Raw genomic sequence first — 23,556 nt, 5'->3', positions numbered from 1 at the left:
CAAATGATTCGCTGTTATTGTGCCGTTGGGGTGTCGGATTGCAAAGAACCAGATGGGGTGGAATTGCCGATGACTGCTTCCGCGGAAGCGGCTTCTTCCGCGTTGAGGAGCGTGACGGGGTGTTCTGGCTGGTCGATCCGGACGGCGGCCGCTTTCTGTCCAAGGGCGTGAACAATGTCCGCCTCGACGCGGACCATGTCGGGGATACCGGCCGGATACCCTACGCGGATGCGTGCCGGAAGAAATACGGCAGCCAGCACGTCTGGCGCGGGGCGGTGGCCGACCGGCTGGCGAGCTGGAAATTCAACACGCTCGGCTGCTGGTCGGACGAACTCGTCGCCCATGCGGGCTCATTGCCGCTCGCGACCGCGCCGACCAATGAGCTCGGCGCCTCGTTCAAGCGCCACCGGCGCGACCAGATCTTTCCCGATGTCTTTGATCCCGCGTTTTCAGCTCACATCCGGGAAAGAGCGAACGATCATTGCTCAACGCGATGTCACGAAGCCGGGTTGCTCGGCACCTTCATCGACAATGAGTTGTACTGGTCGCCCGATTGGCGCGGCGGCGACGAGGTTCTGACCCTGTTTCTCAACCTGCCGTCGCACCGTCCCGGCCGCGCCGCGGCTACCGAGAGGTTACAGGAGCGCTATCGGGAATTCTCCCAGTTCAATTCAATCTGGCGGACGCCGGCGCGATCCTGGGAGGAACTTGCCACGATGGCACGTATCGAAGCGCCGTTCACCCGATTGCCGGCCGGCGGGCTGAACGACATGCTTGAGGCCAAGGCTAACCTCGCCGATCCCGTCCGTGCGGCATTTTCCGCGGACTGCGACGCCTTCGTTTCCGTGGTCGCCGAGCAATATTTCGACGTCTGCGTCTCCGCCATCAAGGCCGCCGATCCCAATCATCTCGTGATCGGCTCCCGCTTCGGCTATGAGCCGCATTCACGCGTGATCGCGGCGGCCGGCCGCTACCTCGACGTGATCTCGTTCAATTGCTACGAGATCGAAGCGAGCGCGCTGATCGATGCCTATGCGGCCACCGGCAAGCCGTGCCTGATTTCCGAATTTTCCTTCCGCGGCGACGATGCCGGCCTGCCCAACAGCCGCGGCGCCGGTCCCCGGGTGGCCAGCCAGACCGAGCGCGCCAAGTGCTTCGAGCTCTACGTGACGACGGCGCTACGCAAGCCGTCGGTGGTTGGCTATCACTGGTTCGAGCATGCCGATCAGCCGGCGGAGGGGCGCTTTGACGGTGAAGATTCCAACTACGGCACCGTGACCATCGAAGACAACGTCTATGCCGAGCTCACTGAAACCATGACCAGGGTCAATGCCGCGGCCGAGCAAATCCACGCCGCAGGCGCCCTGCGCGATTAGAGCTCTTTCCGGTTGGGTAGAACCATGTTCGCGCACGGCCCCATGGTTCGAGACGTGCGGCGTTGCCGCGCTCCTCCCCACGAGGGGTAGAGGACCTCATCCTGATGAGCGGCGCCGGAGTTTATCATAGGGCCGCGCTTCGCGCGGACCCGTTGGCCGCGTCTCGAAGGATGAAGGCGAAGCTGTCTGACGCCATCAAACCCCGGCCTTCGCCGGACCCGCTTCGGCCTCGACCACTGCCGCCATGGTGCGAAACACGCTCGATGGATTGACGCTGATCGAATCTATGCCGAGCTGGGTCAGGTAACGCGCGATCTCCGGGTAATTTGCCGGCGCTTCGCCGCAGATGCCGACGTGCCGCCCGTTGCGCTTGGCGCCCGTCACCGCCAGTCTGAACATCTCCAGCATGCCGGGATCGCGTTCGTCGAAATCGAAGGCGACGATATCGGAATCGCGGTCGACCCCCAGCGTCAGCTGGGTAAGATCGTTGGAGCCGATCGAAAAGCCGTCGAATAATTGCGAGAATGCGTCGATCTGAATGACGTTGTTCGGAATCTCGCACATCACGTAGATCTCCAGCTCGTTCTCGCCGCGCTTGAGGCCATTGGCCGCCATCGTCGCGATCACGCGCTTGCCTTCCTCGGCAGTCCGGCAGAACGGCACCATGATGCGCAGATTGGAAAGACCCATCTCTTCGCGCACCCGGCGCAGCGCAGCGCATTCCAGCGCAAACCCTTCCGCGTAGGCCGGGTGGCTGTAACGGGAAGCACCTCGGAACCCCAGCATCGGGTTCTCTTCCTTGGGCTCGAACGCCTCGCCGCCGAGCAGGCTGGCATATTCATTGGTCTTGAAGTCGGACAGACGCACGATCACCGGCTTGGGATAGAACGCCGCGGCAATGGTGCCGACGCCTTCCGAGAGCCTCTCGATGAAGAAATCGGCTGGAGTCTTGTAACCCTGGACCAGGCGGGCGATCGCGGCCTTCGCCTTGGCCGAGGCGATCTTGCCGGGCTTGAGCAGCGCCATCGGGTGCACGCCGATATGCTCGCTGATGATGAACTCCATGCGGGCAAGGCCGACGCCGCCTTGCGGCTGCATCGCGGTCCGGAAAGCCATTTCGGGGGTGCCGACATTGACCATGATCGCGGTGCGCGGCTGCTTCAGCTCGCTCACCGGCGTGCGCGTGACGTCGAAAGCCACCGTCCCCTGATAGACGCTGCCAATGTCGCCCTCGGCGCAGGAGATCGTGACATTGGTTCCGGTCTTCAGCTTCTCGGTGGCGTGGGTCGCGCCCACCACGGCGGGAATGCCGAGCTCGCGTGCCACGATGGCCGCATGGCAGGTGCGGCCGCCCTTGTCGGTGATGATGCCGGCCGCGATCTTCATGATCGGCTCCCAGTCCGGACTGGTCGCCGGCGCGACCAGGATCTCGCCCGGCTTGAAATTGGAGAGGTCCCGCGCGCCTGCAATGCGGCGCGTGCGGCCGGCGGCGATCTTTTCGCCGACCGCGCGGCCGGTGACGACGACGGCGCCGCGTCCCTTCAGCACATAGGTCTCGTAGACGTCAGGCGAACGCTGCGAGGCCACCGTCTCGGGCCGCGCCTGAATGATGTAGAGCTTGCCGTCGGCGCCGTCCTTGGCCCATTCGATATCCATCGGCATCGGCCTGCCGGCATGCTTCGAATAATGCGCCTCGATCCGTACGGCAAAGTCGGCCAGATTCAACACCTCGGCATCGCTAATGCAGAATTTCCGCCGCTCGGCGTCCGGTACTTTCCGGGTCAGCGTCGCATGGCTGCCGCCGCGTTTGCCGTAGATCATGCGGAGCTGCTTGCCGCCGAGCCGCCGCCGCAGCACCCGGCGAAAGCCCTGGGCCAGCGTCGGCTTGTGAACATAGAACTCGTCGGGATCGACCTGACCCTGGACGATGGTTTCGCCGAGGCCGTAACAGCCGGTGACGAACACCACATCGCGGAATCCGGATTCGGTATCGAGCGTGAAGATCACGCCGCTGGCTCCGATATCCGAGCGGACCATCTTCATCACGGCAACGGAGAGGGCGACCTTGAAGTGATCGAAGCCGTTGTCGATGCGGTAGGAAATCGCGCGATCGGTGAAAATCGAGGCAAAGCAGCGCCGGCAGGCCTCGAACAGCTCCTTCGCGCCGCGCACATTGAGGTAGCTTTCATGCTGGCCGGCAAAGCTCGCGGTCGGCAGGTCTTCCGCCGTCGCCGAACTGCGCACCGCGACGGCGACGCCTTTCCCGGCTTCCCGTTCCAGCTGCCGATAGGCTTCCGCGATCTGCTCGCGGATCGGCGCCGTATCCATCGCCCGGTAGATGACGGCGCGGGCCTTGGCAGCGGTAGTTGCCAGCTGTTTGATCTTGCGCTTGTCGAGGCCGTCGAGCAGGTGATGCAGCTCGTCCGCGACGCCGGGTTGCGTCAGCGCATCGCGATAGGCGTCGGCCGTGATGGCAAAGCCGTTGGGCACGGTGACCCCTTGCGAGGCGAGCGCCGAGTACAACTCGCCGAGCGAGGCGGTCTTGCCGCCGACCAGCCCGACGTCGTCCAGTCCGATTTCGAGAAAAGACCTGATATAGTTTGCCATGGTGCCAGTAAATCAGGCCGGGGTTGCCCGGTATTGAGCAAGGTCAAGCAGCTTCCTCACTCATATCGCAGCGCCTCGATCGGATCGAGCCGGGCGGCCTTGCGCGCCGGATAATAGCCAAAGAAGATGCCGACCGCCGCCGAAAACAGGAATCCGCCGGCAATCGCCGTCATCGATATCGGCGCCGGCCATCCGGTGATGGCCGAAACGGCGACCGAAAGCGCCGCGCCGATGACAATTCCGACGATGCCGCCGCTGACGCTAATGAATACCGCCTCGGCCAGAAACTGCAGCAGCACGTGCAGCCGGCGGGCCCCGATCGCCATCCGCAGCCCGATTTCACGGGTTCGCTCCGTCACCGACACCAGCAGGATGTTCATGATGCCGATGCCGCCGACGACAAGCGATATCGACGCCACCGCCGCCAGCAGGAGCGCCATGATGCGGCTACTGCCCTCGGCGGTCTCGGCGATCTGGCTGAGATTGCGGACCGAGAAATCATTCGGCGTGCCTGGCCGGACGCGGTGGCGGCGCGCCAGGATGTCGGTGGACTGGTTGATGGCTGCCTGAATGGCGTTCTGGTCCACCGCCTGGACGTAGATCTGATTCACAAATCCGGTCAGGCGCGGTTGCAGCCCGTAAGGATTGGGCGGCGTCGGATAAATCCAGTTGATGGGCGTTTGCTGGCTCGGCGCCGCAACGCCGATGATCTTGCGCTCGGCGGTCGTGAACGGAACCATGATCAGATCGTCCTGGTCCTGTCCAAAGGATGTCTGTCCCTTTGATTCGAGAACCCCGATCACCCGCAGCGAGACGCCCTTGACCTGAACCAGGGCGCCGATCGGGTTCTGGGAGGCGCCGAACAATTCCCGGCGCACGGTCTCTCCAAGGACGACGACAAGCCCGGCGCTTCGCTCGTCCTCTGCCGTGATCGCCCGCCCGGAGGCGATCCGCCAGTTCGTCATCGGAGGGTAGTTGAAGCTCACGCCCTGAATGCCGGTGGTCCAGTTCTGGCTGGCAAACCGGATCTGGCCGGACTGGCGGATCAGATAACCCACCTCGCCGACGGCGGTCGCTTCCTGCAGGATCGCGCGGACGTCGGCAACTGTCAGTGTCGATGCGCTTCCGAATCCGCCGCGGGCACCTCCGCGAGTGGCGGCGCCCGGCACGATCACCACGAGGTTGGTGCCAAGTCGTGCGATCTCCTTGCGCACGGCCTCGTTGGCGCCCTGGCCGACCGACACCATCACGATCAGGGCGGCGACGCCGATGAAGACCCCGAGCATGGTCAGCGCCGAGCGCATCTTGTTGCGCCAGATCGCTTCCGCCGCCGCCGTCATCACCATCCAGGCGAACGGCCATGATGCGCCGGACGATCCGGCATAGGATGGCGGCGCCGCGGCCGGGGAGGGCAGCGCCGGTTTCGCCGCAGCCGCTCCGGCAGCGCCTTCTGGCCCGGACGCCGTCACCGGCCTCGACTTCTTCACGTCCGAGATGATCTGGCCGTCGCGCATGGTCAGCACGCGATCCGCAAAAGCAGCAACGTCGGACTCGTGGGTCACCACGATGATGGTGACGCCCTGTTCGCGGTTGAGCGAACTCAGCGTCTGCATGATCTCATGGGAATTGCCGGTATCGAGATTGCCGGTCGGCTCGTCCGCCAGCAGCAGGCTCGGCCGGTTGATCAGCGCCCGCGCGATGGCGACGCGCTGCTGCTGCCCGCCGGAGAGCTGGCCGGGCGTGTTGCGCTCGCGGTCGCGCAGCCCGAGCTGGTCCAGCACCGTGCGCGCCCGCTCGAAGCGCACCCGCGCATGGCCCTGGGCGGACATCGCATACAGCAGCGGCAGGGCGACGTTGTCGATGGCGCTGGTGCGCGGCAGCAGGTTGAAGCTCTGGAATACGAAACCCAGCCGCTCGCTGCGCAGGCCCGCGAGGTCGGGCTCGGCAAGCTGCGCCACGTCGATGCCTTCGAACCAGTAATGGCCGCCGCTCGGCCGGTCGAGGCAGCCGAGGATCGACATCAGCGTCGACTTGCCCGATCCGGAAGCGCCCATGATGGCGATGAACTCGCCACGTTCGACCGTCAGGCTGACCTCGCGAAGCGCATGAACGTCGATATCGCCGACATGATATGTCCGCGACACCCCTTCGATCCTGATGACCGGCTCCGCCATTTCAGTCCATCGCCGCTTCGTCGTCGCTGCAATCAGAGTCGCGGTCGCGGCACGCCGGAACGCGTGCTGCCCGAATTATTGCGCACTTCGCCGACGATCACCTTGTCGCCCGGCTTGAGGTCGCCCTTGACCACCTCGGTCAATTCGTCGTCGTCGAGACCGGTGGTCACCTGAACCGGCGTCAGAACCCCGTCGCGGAGCACCCAGACACGCGCCGGTCCCGTCTCGCGCAGAACTTTTCCAGCCGGGACATAACGCAACGCCTGATTGGGAATGCGGAGCACGTCATTGCGCTGATCGATCAGGATCCGCGTTGCGGCAGTCAGGCCCGGCTTGAGTGCCAGATCCGAATTATTGACGCTGACCACGACGTCGTAGGTGACGACGTTCTGCACGGTTTGCGGGGACTGACGAACCTGGGTCACGGTGCCGTCGAATGCACGTTTGGGATAGGCGTCGACGGTGAACGTTGCCTTGTTGCCCTGCTTGATGCCGCCGATGTCGCTTTCGCTGACATTGGCGTCGACCTGCATTTTGGTCAGGTCGGTTGCGATCAGGAACAGGGTGGGAGTCTGGAAACTGGCTGCGACGGTCTGTCCGATCGTGACGTTGCGCGAAACCACGGTGCCATCCACCGGCGAGATGATTTTGGTGTAATCGAGATTGACCTGCGCCGCGTCGAGCACAGCCTGACGCTGCTGAATCGTGGCTTCGTCAAATGTGATCTGGGCGACGGCCTGGTCGTATGTGCTGTGGGCGTTGTCGTAGGCATCCTTCGATACGGCATTGGTCTTGACCAGCGACGCCATGCGATCGAACGCCAGCTTGGCGTATTCCAGCGATGCCTTGTCCTTCTCCAGCTGGGCTCGTGCGACGGCGAGATTGGCCCTCGCCTGATCGACAATGCTCTGGTACGGGCGTCCGTCGATCCTGGCGCAGATTTGTCCGCGCTTCACTTCGGTGTTGTAATCGCAGTGCAATTCCTGGATGACGCCGGAGACATAGGTTCCGACGATGATCGTCAGTTCCGGATTGACCGTGCCGGTGGCATTGACGCCGCGGGCGATCCTGCCGGTCGTCACCGGCGCCGTCTCGTACCGGACCGTGTCGCCGCTGCCGATCGACCACCAGGCGCCGCCGGCAGCAGCAAGCAGCAGCAGCACTGCGATCGCAATGACGATGCCGTGCCGGGCGAAGCGTCGTGGCGCCGGCGGTTGCCTCACCGGCTGTTCACCCGGCGGAGGCGGCAAAGCTTCCTTGCCTTCGGTTGCAGCAGTGCCGAGCTGCTTGTTCATTTTGCGTTGGCTCCGGGCGGCTCATGGCATTGAGCGCAAAAAGCTAGCCGACGACCGGGCCCGGACTGTTGATTGGGATCAAGTTCCGCGACGGGCCGTCATGCCTGCACGGCCCGCGATGCACCCAAATCGTGGAGCCGTGCGAGTGCATCGGTGACTGCCTTGCGCACGCGCGGATCGGCTCCCAGCGTGCCGAACACCGGGCTGACGTCCAGCAGCGCGGGGGCCAGCCGGTCTGCAACCGGACCGGCCATCCTTGCTGCGGCCGCCAGTTCCGGCGCAATCGGGTCGCGCACATCTATCTCCCGCCCTAGTTCGTCCACGCCCGTGACGTAGCGCATCCAGCCCGCCACCGCGAGTGCATGCGTCTCGATCGGCAGGCCCAGCATCAAGCGGTCGCGCAACGTTCCGAGCAGTCGCTGCGGAAGCTTCTGCGATCCATCCATCGCAATCTGCGCGTTATGATGATGCAGGGCTGGATTCGAAAAGCGCTCCAGGAGCGTTGCACTGTATGCCGAAAGATCGGTTCCGGCCGGTACCGTCAGCGTCACCGCCGCTTCTTCCATCAATTGTCGGGCATAGGCCGCGAAACGACTGTCGGCCATGGTGGCAGCGATGGTCTCGTAGCCCGCGAGATAGCCGAGATAGGCCAGCGCCGAGTGACTGCCGTTGAGCAGCCGCAGCTTCATCTGCTCGAACGGCGTGACGTCTGCGACGAGCTGCACGCCGGCGGCCGCGAAATCCGGCCGGCCGGCCGGAAAGCGGTCTTCGACGATCCATTGTGTAAAGGGTTCCGTGACCACCGGCCACGCGTCGGCCATGCCAAGCGCAACGGAGACGTCGGCGCGGTCGGCGTCGGTCGTCTCGGGCACGATCCGGTCAACCATGGTTGAAGGGAAGGCGACCTCGCCGGCAATCCAATTGCCGAGTTCCGGCGACTTCAAGGCGGCGAACCGCTTCACAATTCGCCCGACGGTATGGCCGTTGGCCGGGAGGTTGTCGCAGCACAGCACGGTGAACGGCGCTGCGCCTGAAGCCTTCCTGCGCGAAAGCGCGGCGACGATGAATCCGGCGGCCGACCGCGGCGCATCTGGATTTTCCAGGTCGTGAACGATATCGGGATGGCGTTCGTTCAGTTCGCCGGTTTGCGGCGTGTGGCAGTATCCTTTCTCGGTGATGGTGAGCGACACGATCCGCGTCGCCGGATCGGCCATGCGTGCGATCAAGCGCGCGGGGTTCGCCTTGGCGACCTCGGTCTTGATGATCGAGCCGACCACCCGGTGCTCGGTGGCCGCGCCGGATTGGATCGCGACCGTGTAGAGGCCGTCCTGCGGGGCGAGCGCGTCGTGCGTGTCTGAATTTCTCAGGCTGGCGCCGACGATTCCCCAATTGGTCGCCCCGCCGGCAAGAAGGTCGTCGATGAACACAGCCTGGTGGGCCCGATGGAAGGCGCCCACGCCCAGATGGACGATGCCAGGCGTGACCCGCGCGCGGTCATAGCCGGGGCGGCGGACATGGCCTGGTAGGCGGTCGAGGCTGGCGTTCGAGAGGCGCAAAATTGCCTCCTATCGGGGTTGAAACCGGGATTTTCGCCGTTGGCTTGACACAGAGGGCTTTTCCCGTCAATCTTTTGGTCAATTGGTAAGGCCAATATACCGAATAAGGCCGGCCGTGTTCCGAGCTGGAAAGCAGGACGGCGCGGATCTGCCGAGAGGACTCGTTTCAGGGAGACCAGCGTGCCGCTCGAAGCCGTGGAGGCGCGGCGCCTCTATCGCCAGATTGCCGATCAACTGCGCGCTCTCATCGACAGCGGTGAATACGCCGTCGGGAGCCGGCTGCCGACCGAACGGGATCTCGCCGAACAGTTGAAGGTGTCGCGGCCGACGGTGCGCGAAGCGCTGATTGCGCTGGAAGTCGAGGGCAGGGTTCGCATCCGTGTCGGCTCAGGGATTTATGTCATCGAACCGGCGGCACTCGCTTCACCTTTGCCGGCGTCCGCCACCATCGAAGGGCCGTTCGAAGTATTGCGGGCCCGCGAATTCATCGAAGGTGCGATCGCCGAGCAGGCTGCGCGGGTGGCCAGACCTGAGGATATCGAGCGTATCGACGCCTCGCTGACGGCGATGGCGACGGTGCCGCATCCCGGCGAAGGATCGATGATCCATGATCGCGCTTTCCATGTTGCGGTGACGGGATGCCTCGACAACGCAGTGCTGGTCCGCGTCGTCGGCGAACTGTTCGACCAGCGCCTCAATCCCTACTTCGCCAAACTGGCGCACTATTTCGAGAATCCGGAGTCGTGGCGGGCCGCGCTCGCCGAGCATCACGCGATCCGCGACGCCATTGCGGCACACGATCCCGAGGCCGCGCGGATCGCGATGCGCCGCCATCTGGCTCGTTCGCAGGAACGATTTGCCCAGAGTTTCGGGGCGGAGACTGCCTCCCCATCGCGCGCTTCAATCGGGAGCGGCTGAGAAGTTGTGGCGGACGCGCGCCACCAGCGGCGGGCGCGTTGAAAACATCATTCGGGCGGTTCGGCGAAATCCCGAACCGGTTGAGTAACAAAGCAAAATGTAACAACGGAGGAAATTGTCGTGTTGAAGAGAGTAGTGACTGTATTGGCCGCATCGGCAGCGGCGCTGGTGGCGGCGACCAATGTCGGCATGGCCCAGACCAAACTGAAATGGGCCCACGTCTACGAGACGTCGGAGCCGTTCCACACCGCTTCGGTATGGGCCGCGCAGGAGATCGGCAAGCGGACCAGCGGACGCTATCAGATCGACGTCTATCCGGCCTCACAGCTCGGCAAGGAAACCGACATCAATCAGGGTCTGTCGCTTGGCTCGGTCGATATCATCATTTCCGGCTCGAGCTTCGCGGCAAAGAGTTTCCCGCCGATCGGCGTCACCTATTATCCCTACACCTTCCGCGACGCGGATCATCTTCTGGCCTACACCAAGAGCGACGTCTTCAAGGAGCTTACGAAGGGCTATGAGGACAAGAGCGGCCATCACATCGTGGCGGTCACCTATTACGGCGTGCGCCACACCTCGTCGAACCGCGCGATCAAGACCTGCGCCGACATGAAGGGTCTCAAGATGCGGGTGCCGGATGTTCCGGCCTATCTGGCGATGCCGCGCGCCTGCGGCGCCAACACCGCCCCGATCGCTTTTGCCGAGGTCTATCTCGCCCTGCAGAACGGCACCGTGGAAGCCCAGGAAAATCCGCTCACCACCATCGAGGCGAAGAAATTCTACGAAGTCCAGAAGCACATCGTGCTGACCGGCCATATCGTCGACCACCTCAATACCGTGGTTGCGGGCGGCCTGTGGAAGAAGCTCTCCGACGAGGACCGCAGGATCTTCACCGACGTCGCGCAGGAGGCGGCGGCGAAGGCAACGCAGGAGATCAAGGAGAAGGAGGCCAAACTGGTCGATTTCTTCAAGCAGAAAGGCCTCACCGTCACCGAGATCGACAAGAACGAGTTTCGCGACACGGTGATCAAGACGACGAGCTTCGAGAGCTTCGATTACCGCAAATCCGACTGGGATCGGATCCAGGCCATCAAGTAATCGCGGTATTCCGCTTCCGCCTCTTCCCGCAGTCTGCGGGGAGAGGCGTGAATGCGAGGCCGGGACGATGCACGGCCGTGTCAGCTGAATTTCATCATACAAAGAGATCTCCATGTCGACGGCCGAAGTGCACAAGCAGATTACGGCAGACGAGATAGCCCATACCTTCGAGGAAGAGGCGATACCCAAGGTCGATCTTGGGCAATATGCCATCGAGGACTGGCTGGCGCTGGCGATCTTCTGGATCATGGCGCTCTGCGTCTTTCTGCAGTTCTTCACCCGCTATGTTCTCAACGACAGCTACGCCTGGACCGAGGAGATCGCGACCTATTGCCTGATCGGCGTGGTCTTTCTCGGCTCGGCCATGTGCGTGCGCCTGTCGCGGCATATCCAGGTCGACCTCTTGTTCCGCTATTTGCCGCGGCTGCCGGCGCGCGCTCTCTCGACCGCAATCGACCTGATCCGGATCGCCTTCTTCGGGTATGCGATCAAGCTGGTCTGGCTGTTCATCCAGGTCGTTGCCGACGAGCGGATGACGACGATCAAGTTACCGAAGGGCTTCGTCTACTACATCGTGCTGCTCGGCTTCGTGATGATGTTTGCGCGATCGATCCAGATCGCCGTCGACAACTGGCGGCGCGGTTACTCGATCCTGGAGCGCCCCGGTGCATTCGACGGAACGGAAGGGTGACGCGATGCTGCTTCTGCTCGGGGCGTTTCTGATATTGATGCTGGTCGGCCTTCCGGTCGCGTTGGCGATGGCGACGTCGTCGCTGCTGTACATTCTCGTTACGGGCATAACGCCAGATGTGACGCTGGCGCAGCGCATGATCGCCGGCGTCGAGAGCTTTCCGTTGCTGGCCGTGCCGTTCTTCATTCTTGCCGGCAACCTCATGAACATCGCCGGAGTAACCGGCCGCATCTACAAGTTTGCGGTTGCGCTGGTGGGCTGGATGCGCGGCGGTCTCGGCCACGTCAACATCATCGGATCGGTGATCTTTTCAGGCATGTCGGGCACCGCGATCGCGGACGCCGCGGGCCTCGGCACCATCGAAATCAAGGCGATGAAGGATCACGGCTACTCCACGGAGTTTTCCGTCGGTGTAACGGCCGCCTCGGCGACGCTGGGCCCGATCATTCCGCCGTCGCTGCCGTTCGTGATCTACGGCATGATGGCGAACGTCTCGATCGGCGCGCTGTTCCTCGGGGGCGTCATTCCCGGCGTCATGATGACGCTGTTCATGATGGTGACGGTTGCGTATTTCGCTCACAAGAACGGCTGGGGCAGCGACTCGCCGTTCTCGTGGCCGCAGCTCGGATCGGCGGCTACCGAGATCGCGATCGTCGTCAGCTTTCCGCTCGCGGTCTGGCTGCTGACCGTCGCCGGGGTTTCGACCAACGTCTCGATCGGTGTCGGGCTCGCGGTGTTGCTGCTGATCGACTGGTATTTCGATTTCTCCGCCGTGATGGCGCTGATGGCGCCGGTCATCCTGATCGGCGGCATGACGCTCGGCTGGTTCACGCCGACGGAGGCTGCGGTCGCAGCCGTGATCTGGTCGCTGTTTCTCGGGCTGGTGCGCTATCGCACCATGACCCTGCAGACGGTCGCCAAGGCCACGTTCGACACCATCGAGACGACGGCATCGGTCCTGTTCATCGTCACGGCGGCCTCGATCTTTGCCTGGCTTCTGACCGTCTCGCAGGCCGCGCAGATCATGACCGATGCGATACTCGGACTGACGCAGAACAAATGGGTGTTCCTGCTGCTCGCCAACATTCTCATCCTGGTCGTCGGATGTTTCATCGACACCATCGCGGCGATCACCATCCTGGTTCCCATCCTGCTGCCGATCGTCCTCAAGCTCGGCATCGATCCGATCCATTTCGGTTTGATCATGACGCTGAACCTGATGATCGGCCTGCTGCACCCGCCGCTCGGCATGGTGTTGTTCGTGCTTGCGCGCGTCGCCAGGCTCTCGGTAGAGCGCACGACGATGGCGATCCTGCCGTGGCTGGTGCCGCTGCTGCTGGCGCTGGCCGCCATCACCTATATCCCGGACCTGACGCTTTGGTTGCCGAAATACATGGGGCTTGCAAAATGACATCGATGGCTTTGGCCGCAACTTTGTTCGGAGCGGAAGACCTGCGCATGGTCGAGCGGCCGCTCGACCGCCTTACGCCCGGCATGGTGCGCATTCGATTCGGCGCGGGCGGCATTTGCGGATCGGACATGCATTACTTCCGCCATGCCCGCACCGGAGACTTCGTCGTCACTTCGCCGCTCGTGCTCGGCCACGAAATCGCGGGCGAGGTCATCGAGATCGCGGGCGGCGCGGCCGGGCTGAAGATCGGCGACCGTGTCGCCGTCAACCCGTCGCGCTGGTGCGGCCACTGCACGCCGTGCCGCGAGGGCCGACTCAATCTTTGCGGAAACATCTTCTTCATGGGCTCGGCGTCGAAGACCCCGCACATGCAGGGCGGTTTCGCCACCACCTTCGATGCCGTTCCGGAGCAGTGCGTGAAGATCCCGGATCATGTGCCGTACCAAGCTGCGGCGCTTGCCGAGCCTCTAGCGGTCTGCCTGCACGCGGTCGCCCGCGCCGGCGAAATCAGCGGCAAGAGTGCGGTGCTGTTCGGCGCGGGCCCGATCGGCCTGCTCACCATGCTGGCGGCACGTCGCGCCGGGATTGCCGAAGTCACCGTCGTCGATATTGCGGCGGCGCCGCTGGCATTCGCCAGCCGGCTCGGCGCCGATCATGTCGTCGATGTCTCCGGCGGCGATGACGGATTGAAGGCGCAGGCCGCGGCGCGCCCGTTTGACGTCGCGTTCGAAGTCTCCGGGACGGCGGCGGCCCTTGCCGGCGCCATCGGCATTGTCCGGCGCGGCGGCATCGTGGTCCAGATCGGCAACCTGCCGGGCGGCCAGATCCCGGTGCCCGCGAATGCGGTGATGGCCAAGGAGATCGATCTCAGAGGCTCGTTCCGGTTCGGGTCCGAATTCATGACCGCGGTCGAGCTGATCTCCGACGGCAACGTCGACGTGATGGCATTGGTGACGGCCGAGCGTCCGCTGGCCGCCGCGCCCGACGCCATGCGGCTGGCGCTCGATCGTTCGCAGAGCGTCAAGGTGGTGCTGACCGCGTATTGATTGCGCGGTCGAACCGCCGGAGAGCATGGAGGAGAATAGCAGATGATGCTGCAGGGATGGCGCTGGTACGGGCCTGACGATCCCGTATCGCTCGATGACATCCGGCAGGCCGGTGCAACCGATGTCGTTACGGCGCTGCACCAGATGCCGATCGGCGAAGCCTGGACGCGCCAGGCCGTAGCGGAGCGCAAGCAGATCATCGAGAACGGGCAGCCCGGCCGCACGCCGCTGGTCTGGTCGGTGGTGGAATCGATCCCGGTGCCTGACGACGTCAAGCGGCTCGGCGGCAGGGCCACGCGCTCGATCGAGGCGTGGATCGCCAGCCTGGAGGCGGTGGCCGCAGCCGGCATCGGGATCGTCTGCTACAATTTCATGCCGGTGGTCGACTGGTGCCGCACCGACCTCGAATGGGAGCTGGCGAACGGCGCCCGCGCGCTGCGTTTCGATCAGAACCGGTTTGCCGCCTTCGATCTGCACATTCTGCAACGGCCGGGCGCGGCCGCGGACTATTCGCCGGCTGCGCAGGCGCGGGCGAAGCAGGTTTATGAGGCGATGAGCCTGGCGGACATCGATTATCTGGTGATGGTGATCGCCAGCGCCTTGCCCGGCTCGACCACCGATGCGCTCTCGATTCCGCAGTTCCGCGACAGGCTCGAACAGTATCGCGGTATCACCTCGCCGGTGCTGCGCCGGCATCTGATCGAATTTCTGGCGCGCGTCGCGCCGGTTGCCGAAGCGCTCGGCGTGACGCTGACGCTGCATCCCGACGATCCGCCGCGCTCGTTGTTCGGCCTGCCGCGGATCGCTTCGACCGCGGAGGACTATCAGGCGCTGTTCGATGCCGTGCCCTCGAAGGCCAACGGCATCTGCCTGTGCACCGGCTCGCTCGGCGTCCGCGCGGAAAACGACCTTCCCGCGATGGCGAAGCGGTTCGCACCGCGCATCGGCTTTGCTCACCTGCGGGCGACGAAACGGGAAGCCGACGGCCTGTCGTTCTTCGAGGCCGATCATCTCGACGGCGACGTCGACATGATAGCGGTGCTGAAGGCGCTGCTCGCGGAAAACCGGCGTCGCACGGTTGCCGACCAGATCGTGTTCCGGCCCGATCACGGCCATCGCATGCTCGACGATCTCGCCCCGTCGAAGCGGACCAATCCCGGCTATACCGCGATCGGTAGGCTGCGCGGCCTCGCCGAACTGCGCGGCGCCATCCGCGCCATCGAGTATGCCGATCGCGGCTGACCGTCGCTTGCAGATAGATCCCGTTTTGGAAAAATTTCGGCCTGCGGGATGAAGCCGATTCCCCGACCGCTTGCATGCGTCCGGTGGCCTGTACGTGCTTGACTCATCTGGAGCCATCCTCTTCTCTTTGCCCGCCCGCTTTGACGGCAATCCCCGGGGCTCGAGAACAACAAGAAAATGACGATCGAACGCAGGATGACGCCGACGCACGAGGCGCCTTATCGCGGCTTGCGGGTTCTGGACTTCGGGCAGGGCATCGCATCGCCCTATTGCGCGATGCTGCTCGGCGTCTACGGGGCTGACGTCATCAAAGTCGAGCCGCCCGAGGGCGACTGGTCGCGCTACCTCGGCACGACCTATGGCAGTCATACGGCGCTGTCGGCCGTCTATAACCGCGGCAAGCGGAGCCTGTGCCTTGACCTTAAGTCGGAGCAGGGGATCGCCATTGCCAAACGGCTCGCTCTTGATTGCGACGTCCTGATCGAGGGTTTCCGGCCCGGCGTCGCCGCCCGGCTCGGGATCGGCTATGAGGCGCTGGCGAAGGACAATGCGGGCCTGATCTATCTCTCGGTCTCTGGCTTCGGGCAGGACGGCCCCTATGCCAGGCGTCCGGGTTCGGATTCGGTGGCGCAGGCCTTTTCCGGCCTGGTCTCGGTCAATGTCGGCAACGACAGCATTCCGCACCGGGTCGGCACCACCATCTCCGACGTCGCCACTGGAGTTTACGCGTTCCAGGCCATCGCCACCGCGCTGTTCGCCCGCGCCAGCGTCGGGACCGGCCGCTGGATCGACGTCAACCTCGCGCAATCAACTGCCGCGCTGCTCGGCCACAAGGCCGCCGAATATGTGCTGGAAGGCGGCGCCCCGCGTGCGCTCAACGTGCCGGCGGGCTCCTATCGGACCGGCGACGGCTGGATGATGGTCACGCTGGTGAACGAGCCGCAGTACAAGCGCCTGTGCGCGGCGATCGGACGCGACGACCTCGCCAGCGATCCGCGCTTTGCCGACTTCGCCAAGCGCGCCGACTCGGCCGACGCGCTGATGGCGCAGCTTCGCGAAGTTTTCCTGTCGCAATCCACCGAGACCTGGCTCGGCCGGCTTCATGCGGCCGACGTGCTCGCCGAGCGGATCCTCACCCCCGGCGACTGGCTGCACAATGTTCATGTCGAGGCCACCAAGGCCGCGGTCTGCCAGGACACCCCCGGCGTCGGGCCGGTATATGCCGCGCGCACGCCGGGCATCGCGGGGCTGTCCGAGGATGATTTGCGGCCCGCGCCGGACATCGGCGCCGACAGCCGCGAGGTGCTGCTCGATGCCGGATTCGATTCAGCTGCCATCGACAGTTTGATCGGCGCCGGCATCGTGCGCACCTCGCAACGCTAGACCGGACCAAAGGGAGATCAGGCGCCATGGCTGCTGAACTCGTTCGCTATGCCGTTTCGGATGCGATTGCAGAGATCACGCTCGACCGCGCTCCGGTCAATGCGCTCAGCATCGCCTTGATCGACGCGCTGCTGGAAGCGCTGCGGAAGGCAAAGGAAGACGAGCAAGTGCGCGCGGTGATCATCGCCAGCGCCCACAGGGTGTTCTGTGCCGGGCTCGATCTCGATATCGTCAGAGGGAAGCGCGCCACCGAAACCAAGGGCTTTCTCGAGCGGCTCTATTTCGCGCTCAACGACATCCAGTACCGGATGGGCAAGCCGACCATCGCGGCGGTCGACGGGCCGGCGCGGGCGGGCGGCATGACGATCGCGATCTCCTGCGACATGGTGATCGCCGGCGACGGCGCGACGTTCGGTTACCCCGAAATCGACGTCGGGCTGATTCCGGCGCTGCATTTCGTGCAATTACCGCGGCTGGTCGGCAAGCACCAGGCCTTTGGTCCGCTGTTTCTCGGCGACCCCTTCGATGCTGCGACCGCGTTTCGCATGGGCCTGATCAGCGAGGTGGTGCCGAAGGGAACCGCGCTGGAGCGCGCGCGGGCCATCGCGCAGCGCCTGGCTGCCAAGTCGCCGATCGTGATGAAGATCGGCCGCGACGCCTTCATGCGGGCGGTCGATGCGGATTACCGCCGCGCGGTCGAGAATGCGGCCGAGAGTTTTGCGCTTGTCGCGAGCACGGAAGATTGTCAGGAAGGGCTCAACGCCTTCGCCGAAAAGCGGCCGCCGAAATATACCGGACGCTGACGCTGGGTCATTGAACCAACTTGAAAAGGGGGGAGACCATGGCAGGATTATACTTCGAGGAGTTCGAGGTCGGCCGCGAATATCATCATGAATTCAGCCGCACCGTCACCGAGATGGACAACACCATGTTCAGCCTGCTGACGATGAATCCGCAGCCGCTGCATCTCGACGCCCATTTCTCCGAAACTACCGAGTACGGCCAGCGGTTGTTCAACAGCCTCTACACGCTCGGCATCATGATCGGCATGAGCGTCTACGACACCACGCTCGGCACCACCGTCGGCAATCTCGGCATGACCGACGTCAGGTTCCCGAAGCCGGTGTTTCACGGCGACACGCTGAAGGCGCATACCAAGATCATCTCCAAGCGCATCAGCCAATCGCGGCCGACCCAGGGCATCGTCGAGTTCGAGCACACCGCGACCAATCAGCGAGGCGAGGTGGTGGCAAGCTGCCGCCGTACCGGCCTGATGCACTGCAAACCGAAAGCGTGAGGCGATGCGATCATTCCTGTTCGTTCCCGGCGACAGTGTCCGGAAATTCGAGAGCGCGAAGAAGACCGCGGCCGACGCGCTGATCCTCGATCTCGAGGATTCGATCGCGCCGGACCAGAAGGTGGCGGCGCGCGGCATCACGCGGGACATGCTGGATGCGCGCAACCCCAGCCAGAAGATCTACATCCGCGTCAACGCGCTCGACACCGGGATGACGCTCGGCGACCTCGCCGCGGTCATGCCGGGCCGGCCTGACGGCATCGTGCTGCCGAAATGCGCCGGCGCTGCCGACGTCAATCACCTGGCGCTGTATCTCGACGCGTTCGAGGCGGCGTCCGGGATCGAGCAGGGAACCACGCGGATCGTCGTGGTCGCGACCGAGACGGCGCGGGCGGTGACAAAGCTGCTCGACTTCGAGGGCGCCAGTCCACGGTTGTGGGGCATGATGTGGGGCGCCGAGGATCTCGCCGCCTCGCTCGGCGCCTCGCGCAACCGCACCAATGGCCGCTATCACGGGCCGTTCCTCCTGGCGCGCGACCTCTGCCTGATCAGCGCGGCGGCGGCGGGCGTGGTGGCGATCGACACCATCGCCACCAATATCGACGATCTGGTCGCGCTGCGCGAGGAGGCGATTGCCGCCCGCCATGACGGCTTCCTGTCGAAGGCCGTGATTCATCCGAAGCACGTCGACGTCGTCAACGCAGCCTTCATGCCGACGGAGGAGGAAATCGCCTGGTCGCAGAAGATCGTCAAGGCATTCGCTGACAATCCGGCTTCCGGCGTGGTCAGGATCGACGGCAAGATGATCGACAAGCCGCATCTGCGCGCCGCCGAGAAAATCCTGGCGCTGGGTAAACGTCGGGCCTGAAAAGCAATAGCGGACTGCGTTCCCGTCGCGCTATCCGCGGGCTCGCCACCGCGCCCATTGCGCCTCGAACAGCGGCAACAGCCCGCGCGGCGTCACCAGGATGACGGCGATCACGACAACTCCGTAGATGAAGTAGTGCAGTCCCGGCAGCGTGCCGCCGAGTTTGCCGCGCAGCACTTCACCGAGCGGCACCAGCAGCAGCGCCCCGAGCGCTGGTCCGAAGGCCCGGCCGAGGCCGCCGACGGTGGCGAACAGCACGATCTCGATGGTGATGACCGGCGAGATCAAAAGATACGGATCGGCGAAGGTCAGATAGCGCACATAGGCGGTCCCGACCACCGAGGCCAGCACCGCCGAAATCACCATCGCCGCGATCTTGTAGCGGAGAATATTGACCCCGATCGCCTGCGCCGCCTTCTCGTTGTCGCGGATGGTGCGTAGGTAATAGCCGAGCGGCGTATTCAGGATCGCGAGGTTGACGATGATGCAGACCGCCGCCAGCGCCAGCATCACCCAGAACGTGCCGTGTCCGCCGCCGAACTGGAACGCCAGGAAATTCCCGGTGTCGCGCGGCAGCATCAGGCCCGAGGCGCCGCCGAGGAAATCCCAGCCCTCGACGATGATGACGCCCATTTCGGCGAACGCCAGCGTGATCAGGACGAAGGAGAGATGGCCGAGCTGGAAGCGAAAATCGATCCAGGCGATCGCCGCGCCCAGTACCCCCGAGATCACCGCCGAGATCAGCATGCCGAGCCACATGTTGATTCCGAGCTTGAGCAGCAGTGCGCTCGACAGCATGGCGCCGATACCGATGAACAGGCTGTGCGCCATCGAGATCTGGCCGGCCATGCCGCCGACGATGTTCCAGGACGAGGCCAGCGCCACATAGACCAGCGACAGCGTCACGATGTGCAGATAATAGCTCGACAGCACGAACGGCAGCAGCGCGGTGAGCACCAGCGCACCCAGCCAGACCGGCGACATCAGGGTCTTGTAGAATTCCTCCCTCATCGCTGGGAACTCCAGGTCAGTCCCTGCGGGCGGAACAGCATGATCGCCACGAAGATGATGTAGGGCATCAGGTGGCCGAGCGGGCCGGAGAGGTAGATGGTGCCGAAAGCCTCGGAAATTCCGATCACGAGACCGCCGAGCATGATGCCGACGAAATTGGTCATGCCGCCGAGCACCACCACCAGGAGCGTGATCACGGTGTAGCGAAGCCCCTGGCTGGGCTGGATCGGCGTACCCGGCAACAGCAGCGCGGCAGCCAGCGCCAGGATGCCGATGCCGAGCGCGAAGGTCAGGACCTGAACGCGGCCGACGTCGATGCCCATCAGCGCGGCGGCATGCGCGTTTTGATGGACCGCCCGGATCGAGCGGCCGAAATCGGTCGAGCGCAGCATCACGTACAGGCCGATGGCCAGCCCGAACGATACGGCAAAGGCGATCAGATGCGGCACCCGCAGCACGATCTCGCCGAGAATGATCAGCTTGGACTCGACCATCGAGGGCGTCCGGGCGGGCTGGCCGCCAAACACCATCAGGATGCCGTTCTGCAGCACCAGGCTCAAGCCGAGCGTCAGCTGTACGATCATCAGGAACTGGTGCCCGACCATCGGCCGGATCAGGAAGCGGTAAACCACCGCGCCGATCGCCGTCATCACGGGAATGGTGATGACCGCCGACGCGTAAGGGTCGAGCGACAGCGCGGAATACAGCGCAAGGCACATGAACATGCCGAGCGAAATGAAATCGCCGTGCGAGAAATTGACCACGCCGCTCACGCCGTAGACGAGGCCCATGCCGAGCGCGAGCAGCCCGTAAGTGCTCCCGATCAACACGCCTTGCGCCAGCGCCTGCCAAAGTTCAGTCACGTGTCATGCCCCCGTCAAAGTCCGAGATAGGCGCTGCGCGTCCGCGGATCGTCCCGGACCACGTCGGCCGTTCCCTCGACCGCGATATGCCCGCGCTCGAGCACGTAGCAGCGCTGCGCGTGGCGCAATGTCAGCATCAGGTTCTGCTCGACCAGGAGGATCGACAGTCCGTTGGCGTGCAGTTTGTCGATGATCTCGAAGATGTACTGCACGAACAGCGGCGACAGGCCGAGCGAGGGTTCGTCCATCATCAGAAGTCTGGCTTCTGCCATCAGCCCGCGTCCGATCGCGAGCATCTGCTGCTCGCCGCCGGACAGCGTTCCGGCATGCTGTGCCAGCCGCTCCTGCAGCCGCGGAAACAATTCGAGCACGCGCTCCATCTGGCGCGGCCGGTGCGGCCGTGCGCGCGCGTTGATGCCGCCGAGCAAGAGGTTTTCGCGTACGCTCATTTCGGGAAAGACCATTCGCCCTTCGGGCACCTGGACGATGCCGAGTTCGACCCGCTGCCGCGGCGAAAGATTGGTGATGTCCTGGCCTTCGAAGCGGATGCGGCCGGACATCGGCGGCACCAGTCCCGACAGGCTGTTGATCAGCGTGGTCTTGCCGGCATTGTTGGCGCCGAGCAGGCCGACGAATTCGCCCGCCGAAAGCTTGACCGAGACTCCGTTCAGCACGGGCACGCCGCCATAGCCCGCGACGAGATGGTCGATCTCAAGCATCGAGGTGCTCCCCGAAGTAGGCATCGATGACTTTCTGGTCCTTGACGATTTCGTCGGGCGTGGCTTCGGCGATCTTCTCGCCGAAATTGACGACGACGATCCGGGTGGCGAGCCGCATGATGACCGGCATCACGTGCTCGACCATCACGATGGTGACGCCCTGGCTATTGAGTTCGCGGATGATCGCCATCGGCGCCGCCGTTTCCGCCATTGTCAGGCCGGCCATCACTTCGTCGAGCAGGATGCAGCGTGGATCGGTAGCGACGCATTTGGCGAGTTCGAGCAGCTTCTTGTCCTGCAGCGACAGCGTTGCGGGCGTCAGGTTCTCCTTGCCGCCGAGGCCGACGCGGTTAAGCACATGCGCGGCGTAATCGATGGCCTCGCGGATCGGCCGGCGCGCCAGTGCGGCCGTCGTCACCACGTCGAGCGTCGTCATGTCGGCAAAGGTCTGCACGATCTGGAAGCTGCGGATTAGGCCGCGGCGCACCAGCCTGTCAGGCGAAATGCCTGTTATCGCGGCGCCGTCGAAATGAACGTCGCCCTCGCTCGGCGGCATGAAGCCGGAAATGACGCTGAACAGGGTGGTCTTGCCGGCGCCGTTCGGGCCGATGATCCCCAGGATCTCGCCCTTGGCGACGGAAAAGCTGATCGCATTCAACGCCACCAGGCCGCCGAAGCGCTTGGTGACGTTGGTTACTTCGAGAAATGCCACTGTTGTCTCAGGCCCGCGGTCGCGGCGCGGTCTGCGCGAACTCTTTCGGGAAGATCACCTGCTGTTCCTGCTCGGGCGTCCACTGGATGAACATCGCCGATCCGTCCTTGAGCAGGCGGTCGTCGGCGAATTGCAGGCCCTTCGGCTTCGAGATGTAGAGGTTGGGATCGCCGAACGGAATACTGACCTTCTTGAACGCGTCGAGCAGCGCATCGCGTTCGAGCGAGGCGGCATTCTCCAGCGTTTGCTGCAGCACGCGTGCGGCCTGGGCGTATTGAATGGCGCCCTGGCCGATCTTGCTGAGTTTGGCGACGTCGCGCAGTTCGGCGATGATCTTCTGCATCGAGTCGATCTTGGCGCCCGGGCTGAAGCCGGTCATGCCGTACAGATTCTTGGTCAGCACCGCCTTGCCGATCTCAGGGCCGAGATCCTTCCACAGCGACAGGTCCGAATAGCCGCCGGTGCCGCCACAGAAGATGCTGCCGTGGTAGTTGAGATTGTAGCGGGCCTGATGCAGCAGGATGCCGTCGCGCGGCGTCACCAGTCCGACCACGATATCGGGCTTCAGCGAGCGAATCCGGATCATGGCCGCGGTCTGGTCCTGCGCCCGGGTATCGAGCGGCGCTTCGCCTGTTATCTCGATGCCGCTGGCTTTCAGCCGTTGCGTCAGGAACTGGTTGACCTGCTGCCCGGCCTCGTAGTTCGAATAGCCCATGACGGCGGTCTTGATATTGAACTTGTTCGCGTCGCGAAGAAACATGACGAAGTCATGGATGGTCTGCGCATAGCCGCGATCGTAGGGGTAGCCCAGGGTGAACATGTAGTTCGAGTGCGAGCCGCCGGCCCAGACCGACAGCGTCGGCATCTTGAGTTCGTCCAGCACCGGCGTCAGCGCCAGCATCTGTGCGCTGAGGATCGTGCCGGTCAGCAGGTGAACCTTCTCTTCGGTGATCAGCCTGCGGGCTTCCGCTGCCGTCCGCGCCGGCTGGCTAGTGTCGTCAGCCTGCACCAACTCGATCTTGGCGCCGCCCTTGCTCTTGATGCCGCCGGCGTCATTGATCTTCTTGATGACGTATTCGAAGGCGGGCTGGCCTTCCTGCGCGTAGGCGGCGAGACCGCCGCTCATCGAATTGACGACGCCGATGCGGATTGTCGGACCTGCCGCACTCGCCTTGCGGATGTAGGGCGCGGCGATCGGGCCGAGCAATATTCCGGCGGCCGCAATTCCAAAGGTCCGGCGAGTGACGGTCATTGTTGTTTCTCCCTGCTTTTGCAAAGGAGCAAAGCAG

Annotated in this window: 20 protein-coding genes; 11 read left to right on the top strand and 9 right to left on the bottom strand. The window is 64.1% G+C overall.

Annotated elements, in window-relative coordinates:
* Positions 1 to 38 precede the first annotated feature (38 nt).
* Entirely contained in the window at positions 39 to 1,376 is a 1,338-nt protein-coding gene (locus tag KMZ29_RS19890; protein WP_215620824.1) for a glycoside hydrolase 5 family protein, read from the top strand.
* A 195-nt stretch (positions 1,377 to 1,571) separates the two neighbouring features.
* On the opposite strand, the gene ppsA is transcribed toward KMZ29_RS19890, so the two are convergent.
* From ppsA to KMZ29_RS19870, 4 genes are all read right to left on the bottom strand, one after another.
* Complete coding sequence (gene ppsA, locus KMZ29_RS19885) at positions 1,572 to 3,983, bottom strand: phosphoenolpyruvate synthase (protein ID WP_215620823.1); 2,412 nt, start codon at positions 3,981 to 3,983, stop codon at positions 1,572 to 1,574.
* Positions 3,984 to 4,039: 56 nt separating this feature from the next.
* A complete protein-coding gene (locus tag KMZ29_RS19880; RefSeq protein ID WP_215620822.1) occupies positions 4,040 to 6,157 on the bottom strand; it encodes an ABC transporter permease in 2,118 nt (705 codons plus the stop codon).
* Between the two features lie 32 nt (positions 6,158 to 6,189).
* Positions 6,190 to 7,452, bottom strand: a complete 1,263-nt coding sequence (locus KMZ29_RS19875; RefSeq protein WP_215620821.1) for an efflux RND transporter periplasmic adaptor subunit — start codon at positions 7,450 to 7,452, stop codon at positions 6,190 to 6,192.
* A gap of 98 nt (positions 7,453 to 7,550) precedes the next feature.
* A complete protein-coding gene (locus KMZ29_RS19870; RefSeq protein ID WP_215620820.1) occupies positions 7,551 to 9,008 on the bottom strand; it encodes a mannitol dehydrogenase family protein in 1,458 nt (485 codons plus the stop codon).
* 180 nt (positions 9,009 to 9,188) lie between these two features.
* Between KMZ29_RS19870 and KMZ29_RS19865 the strand changes: the two genes are divergently transcribed.
* The 10 genes from KMZ29_RS19865 (at position 9,189) to KMZ29_RS19820 (ending at position 18,962) form a co-directional block, all read left to right on the top strand.
* The gene (locus tag KMZ29_RS19865; protein ID WP_215620819.1) at positions 9,189 to 9,926 is read left to right on the top strand and encodes a FadR/GntR family transcriptional regulator; all 738 of its coding nucleotides are present in this window, start codon (positions 9,189 to 9,191) and stop codon (positions 9,924 to 9,926) included.
* A gap of 189 nt (positions 9,927 to 10,115) precedes the next feature.
* Positions 10,116 to 11,024, top strand: coding sequence for a sialic acid TRAP transporter substrate-binding protein SiaP (locus tag KMZ29_RS19860; protein ID WP_369810143.1), 909 nt, complete (start codon positions 10,116 to 10,118; stop codon positions 11,022 to 11,024).
* Between the two features lie 112 nt (positions 11,025 to 11,136).
* A complete protein-coding gene (locus KMZ29_RS19855; RefSeq protein WP_215620817.1) occupies positions 11,137 to 11,715 on the top strand; it encodes a TRAP transporter small permease in 579 nt (192 codons plus the stop codon).
* Between the two features lie 4 nt (positions 11,716 to 11,719).
* The gene (locus tag KMZ29_RS19850; RefSeq protein WP_215620816.1) at positions 11,720 to 13,126 is read left to right on the top strand and encodes a TRAP transporter large permease; all 1,407 of its coding nucleotides are present in this window, start codon (positions 11,720 to 11,722) and stop codon (positions 13,124 to 13,126) included.
* Positions 13,123 to 14,172: an L-idonate 5-dehydrogenase gene (locus KMZ29_RS19845; RefSeq protein ID WP_215620815.1), complete on the top strand. Its 1,050-nt coding sequence runs from the start codon at positions 13,123 to 13,125 to the stop codon at positions 14,170 to 14,172. Before KMZ29_RS19850 ends, KMZ29_RS19845 begins: the two co-directional genes overlap by 4 nt.
* Before the next feature lie 42 nt (positions 14,173 to 14,214).
* Positions 14,215 to 15,414 (top strand): mannonate dehydratase, encoded by a 1,200-nt coding sequence (gene uxuA, locus KMZ29_RS19840; RefSeq protein WP_215620814.1) that lies wholly within the window; start codon positions 14,215 to 14,217, stop codon positions 15,412 to 15,414.
* A 177-nt stretch (positions 15,415 to 15,591) separates the two neighbouring features.
* Positions 15,592 to 16,797: a CaiB/BaiF CoA transferase family protein gene (locus KMZ29_RS19835; protein ID WP_215620813.1), complete on the top strand. Its 1,206-nt coding sequence runs from the start codon at positions 15,592 to 15,594 to the stop codon at positions 16,795 to 16,797.
* Positions 16,798 to 16,823: 26 nt separating this feature from the next.
* A complete protein-coding gene (locus tag KMZ29_RS19830; RefSeq protein WP_215620812.1) occupies positions 16,824 to 17,600 on the top strand; it encodes an enoyl-CoA hydratase/isomerase family protein in 777 nt (258 codons plus the stop codon).
* Between the two features lie 38 nt (positions 17,601 to 17,638).
* Complete coding sequence (locus tag KMZ29_RS19825) at positions 17,639 to 18,094, top strand: MaoC family dehydratase (protein ID WP_215620811.1); 456 nt, start codon at positions 17,639 to 17,641, stop codon at positions 18,092 to 18,094.
* A 4-nt stretch (positions 18,095 to 18,098) separates the two neighbouring features.
* Complete coding sequence (locus KMZ29_RS19820) at positions 18,099 to 18,962, top strand: HpcH/HpaI aldolase/citrate lyase family protein (protein ID WP_215620810.1); 864 nt, start codon at positions 18,099 to 18,101, stop codon at positions 18,960 to 18,962.
* A gap of 30 nt (positions 18,963 to 18,992) precedes the next feature.
* Here the strand turns inward: KMZ29_RS19820 and KMZ29_RS19815 are convergent, their stop codons facing one another.
* From KMZ29_RS19815 to KMZ29_RS19795, 5 genes are read right to left on the bottom strand one after another with little or no spacing between them, the layout of a single operon-like run.
* Positions 18,993 to 19,973: a branched-chain amino acid ABC transporter permease gene (locus KMZ29_RS19815; RefSeq protein WP_215620809.1), complete on the bottom strand. Its 981-nt coding sequence runs from the start codon at positions 19,971 to 19,973 to the stop codon at positions 18,993 to 18,995.
* Complete coding sequence (locus KMZ29_RS19810; protein ID WP_215620808.1) at positions 19,970 to 20,836, bottom strand: branched-chain amino acid ABC transporter permease; 867 nt, start codon at positions 20,834 to 20,836, stop codon at positions 19,970 to 19,972. The genes KMZ29_RS19815 and KMZ29_RS19810 overlap by 4 nt, the downstream gene beginning before the upstream one ends.
* Before the next feature lie 14 nt (positions 20,837 to 20,850).
* Positions 20,851 to 21,555: an ABC transporter ATP-binding protein gene (locus tag KMZ29_RS19805; protein ID WP_215620807.1), complete on the bottom strand. Its 705-nt coding sequence runs from the start codon at positions 21,553 to 21,555 to the stop codon at positions 20,851 to 20,853.
* Positions 21,548 to 22,267 (bottom strand): ABC transporter ATP-binding protein, encoded by a 720-nt coding sequence (locus tag KMZ29_RS19800; RefSeq protein WP_215620806.1) that lies wholly within the window; start codon positions 22,265 to 22,267, stop codon positions 21,548 to 21,550. The genes KMZ29_RS19805 and KMZ29_RS19800 overlap by 8 nt, the downstream gene beginning before the upstream one ends.
* A gap of 7 nt (positions 22,268 to 22,274) precedes the next feature.
* Entirely contained in the window at positions 22,275 to 23,519 is a 1,245-nt protein-coding gene (locus KMZ29_RS19795) for an ABC transporter substrate-binding protein (RefSeq protein ID WP_215620805.1), read from the bottom strand.
* Positions 23,520 to 23,556 lie beyond the last annotated feature (37 nt).

Source organism: Bradyrhizobium sediminis, assembly GCF_018736085.1.
Lineage (GTDB): Bacteria > Pseudomonadota > Alphaproteobacteria > Rhizobiales > Xanthobacteraceae > Bradyrhizobium > Bradyrhizobium sediminis.
Note: the sequence above shows the minus strand (reverse complement) of the source record. Positions and strands in the feature narration are given on the sequence as shown.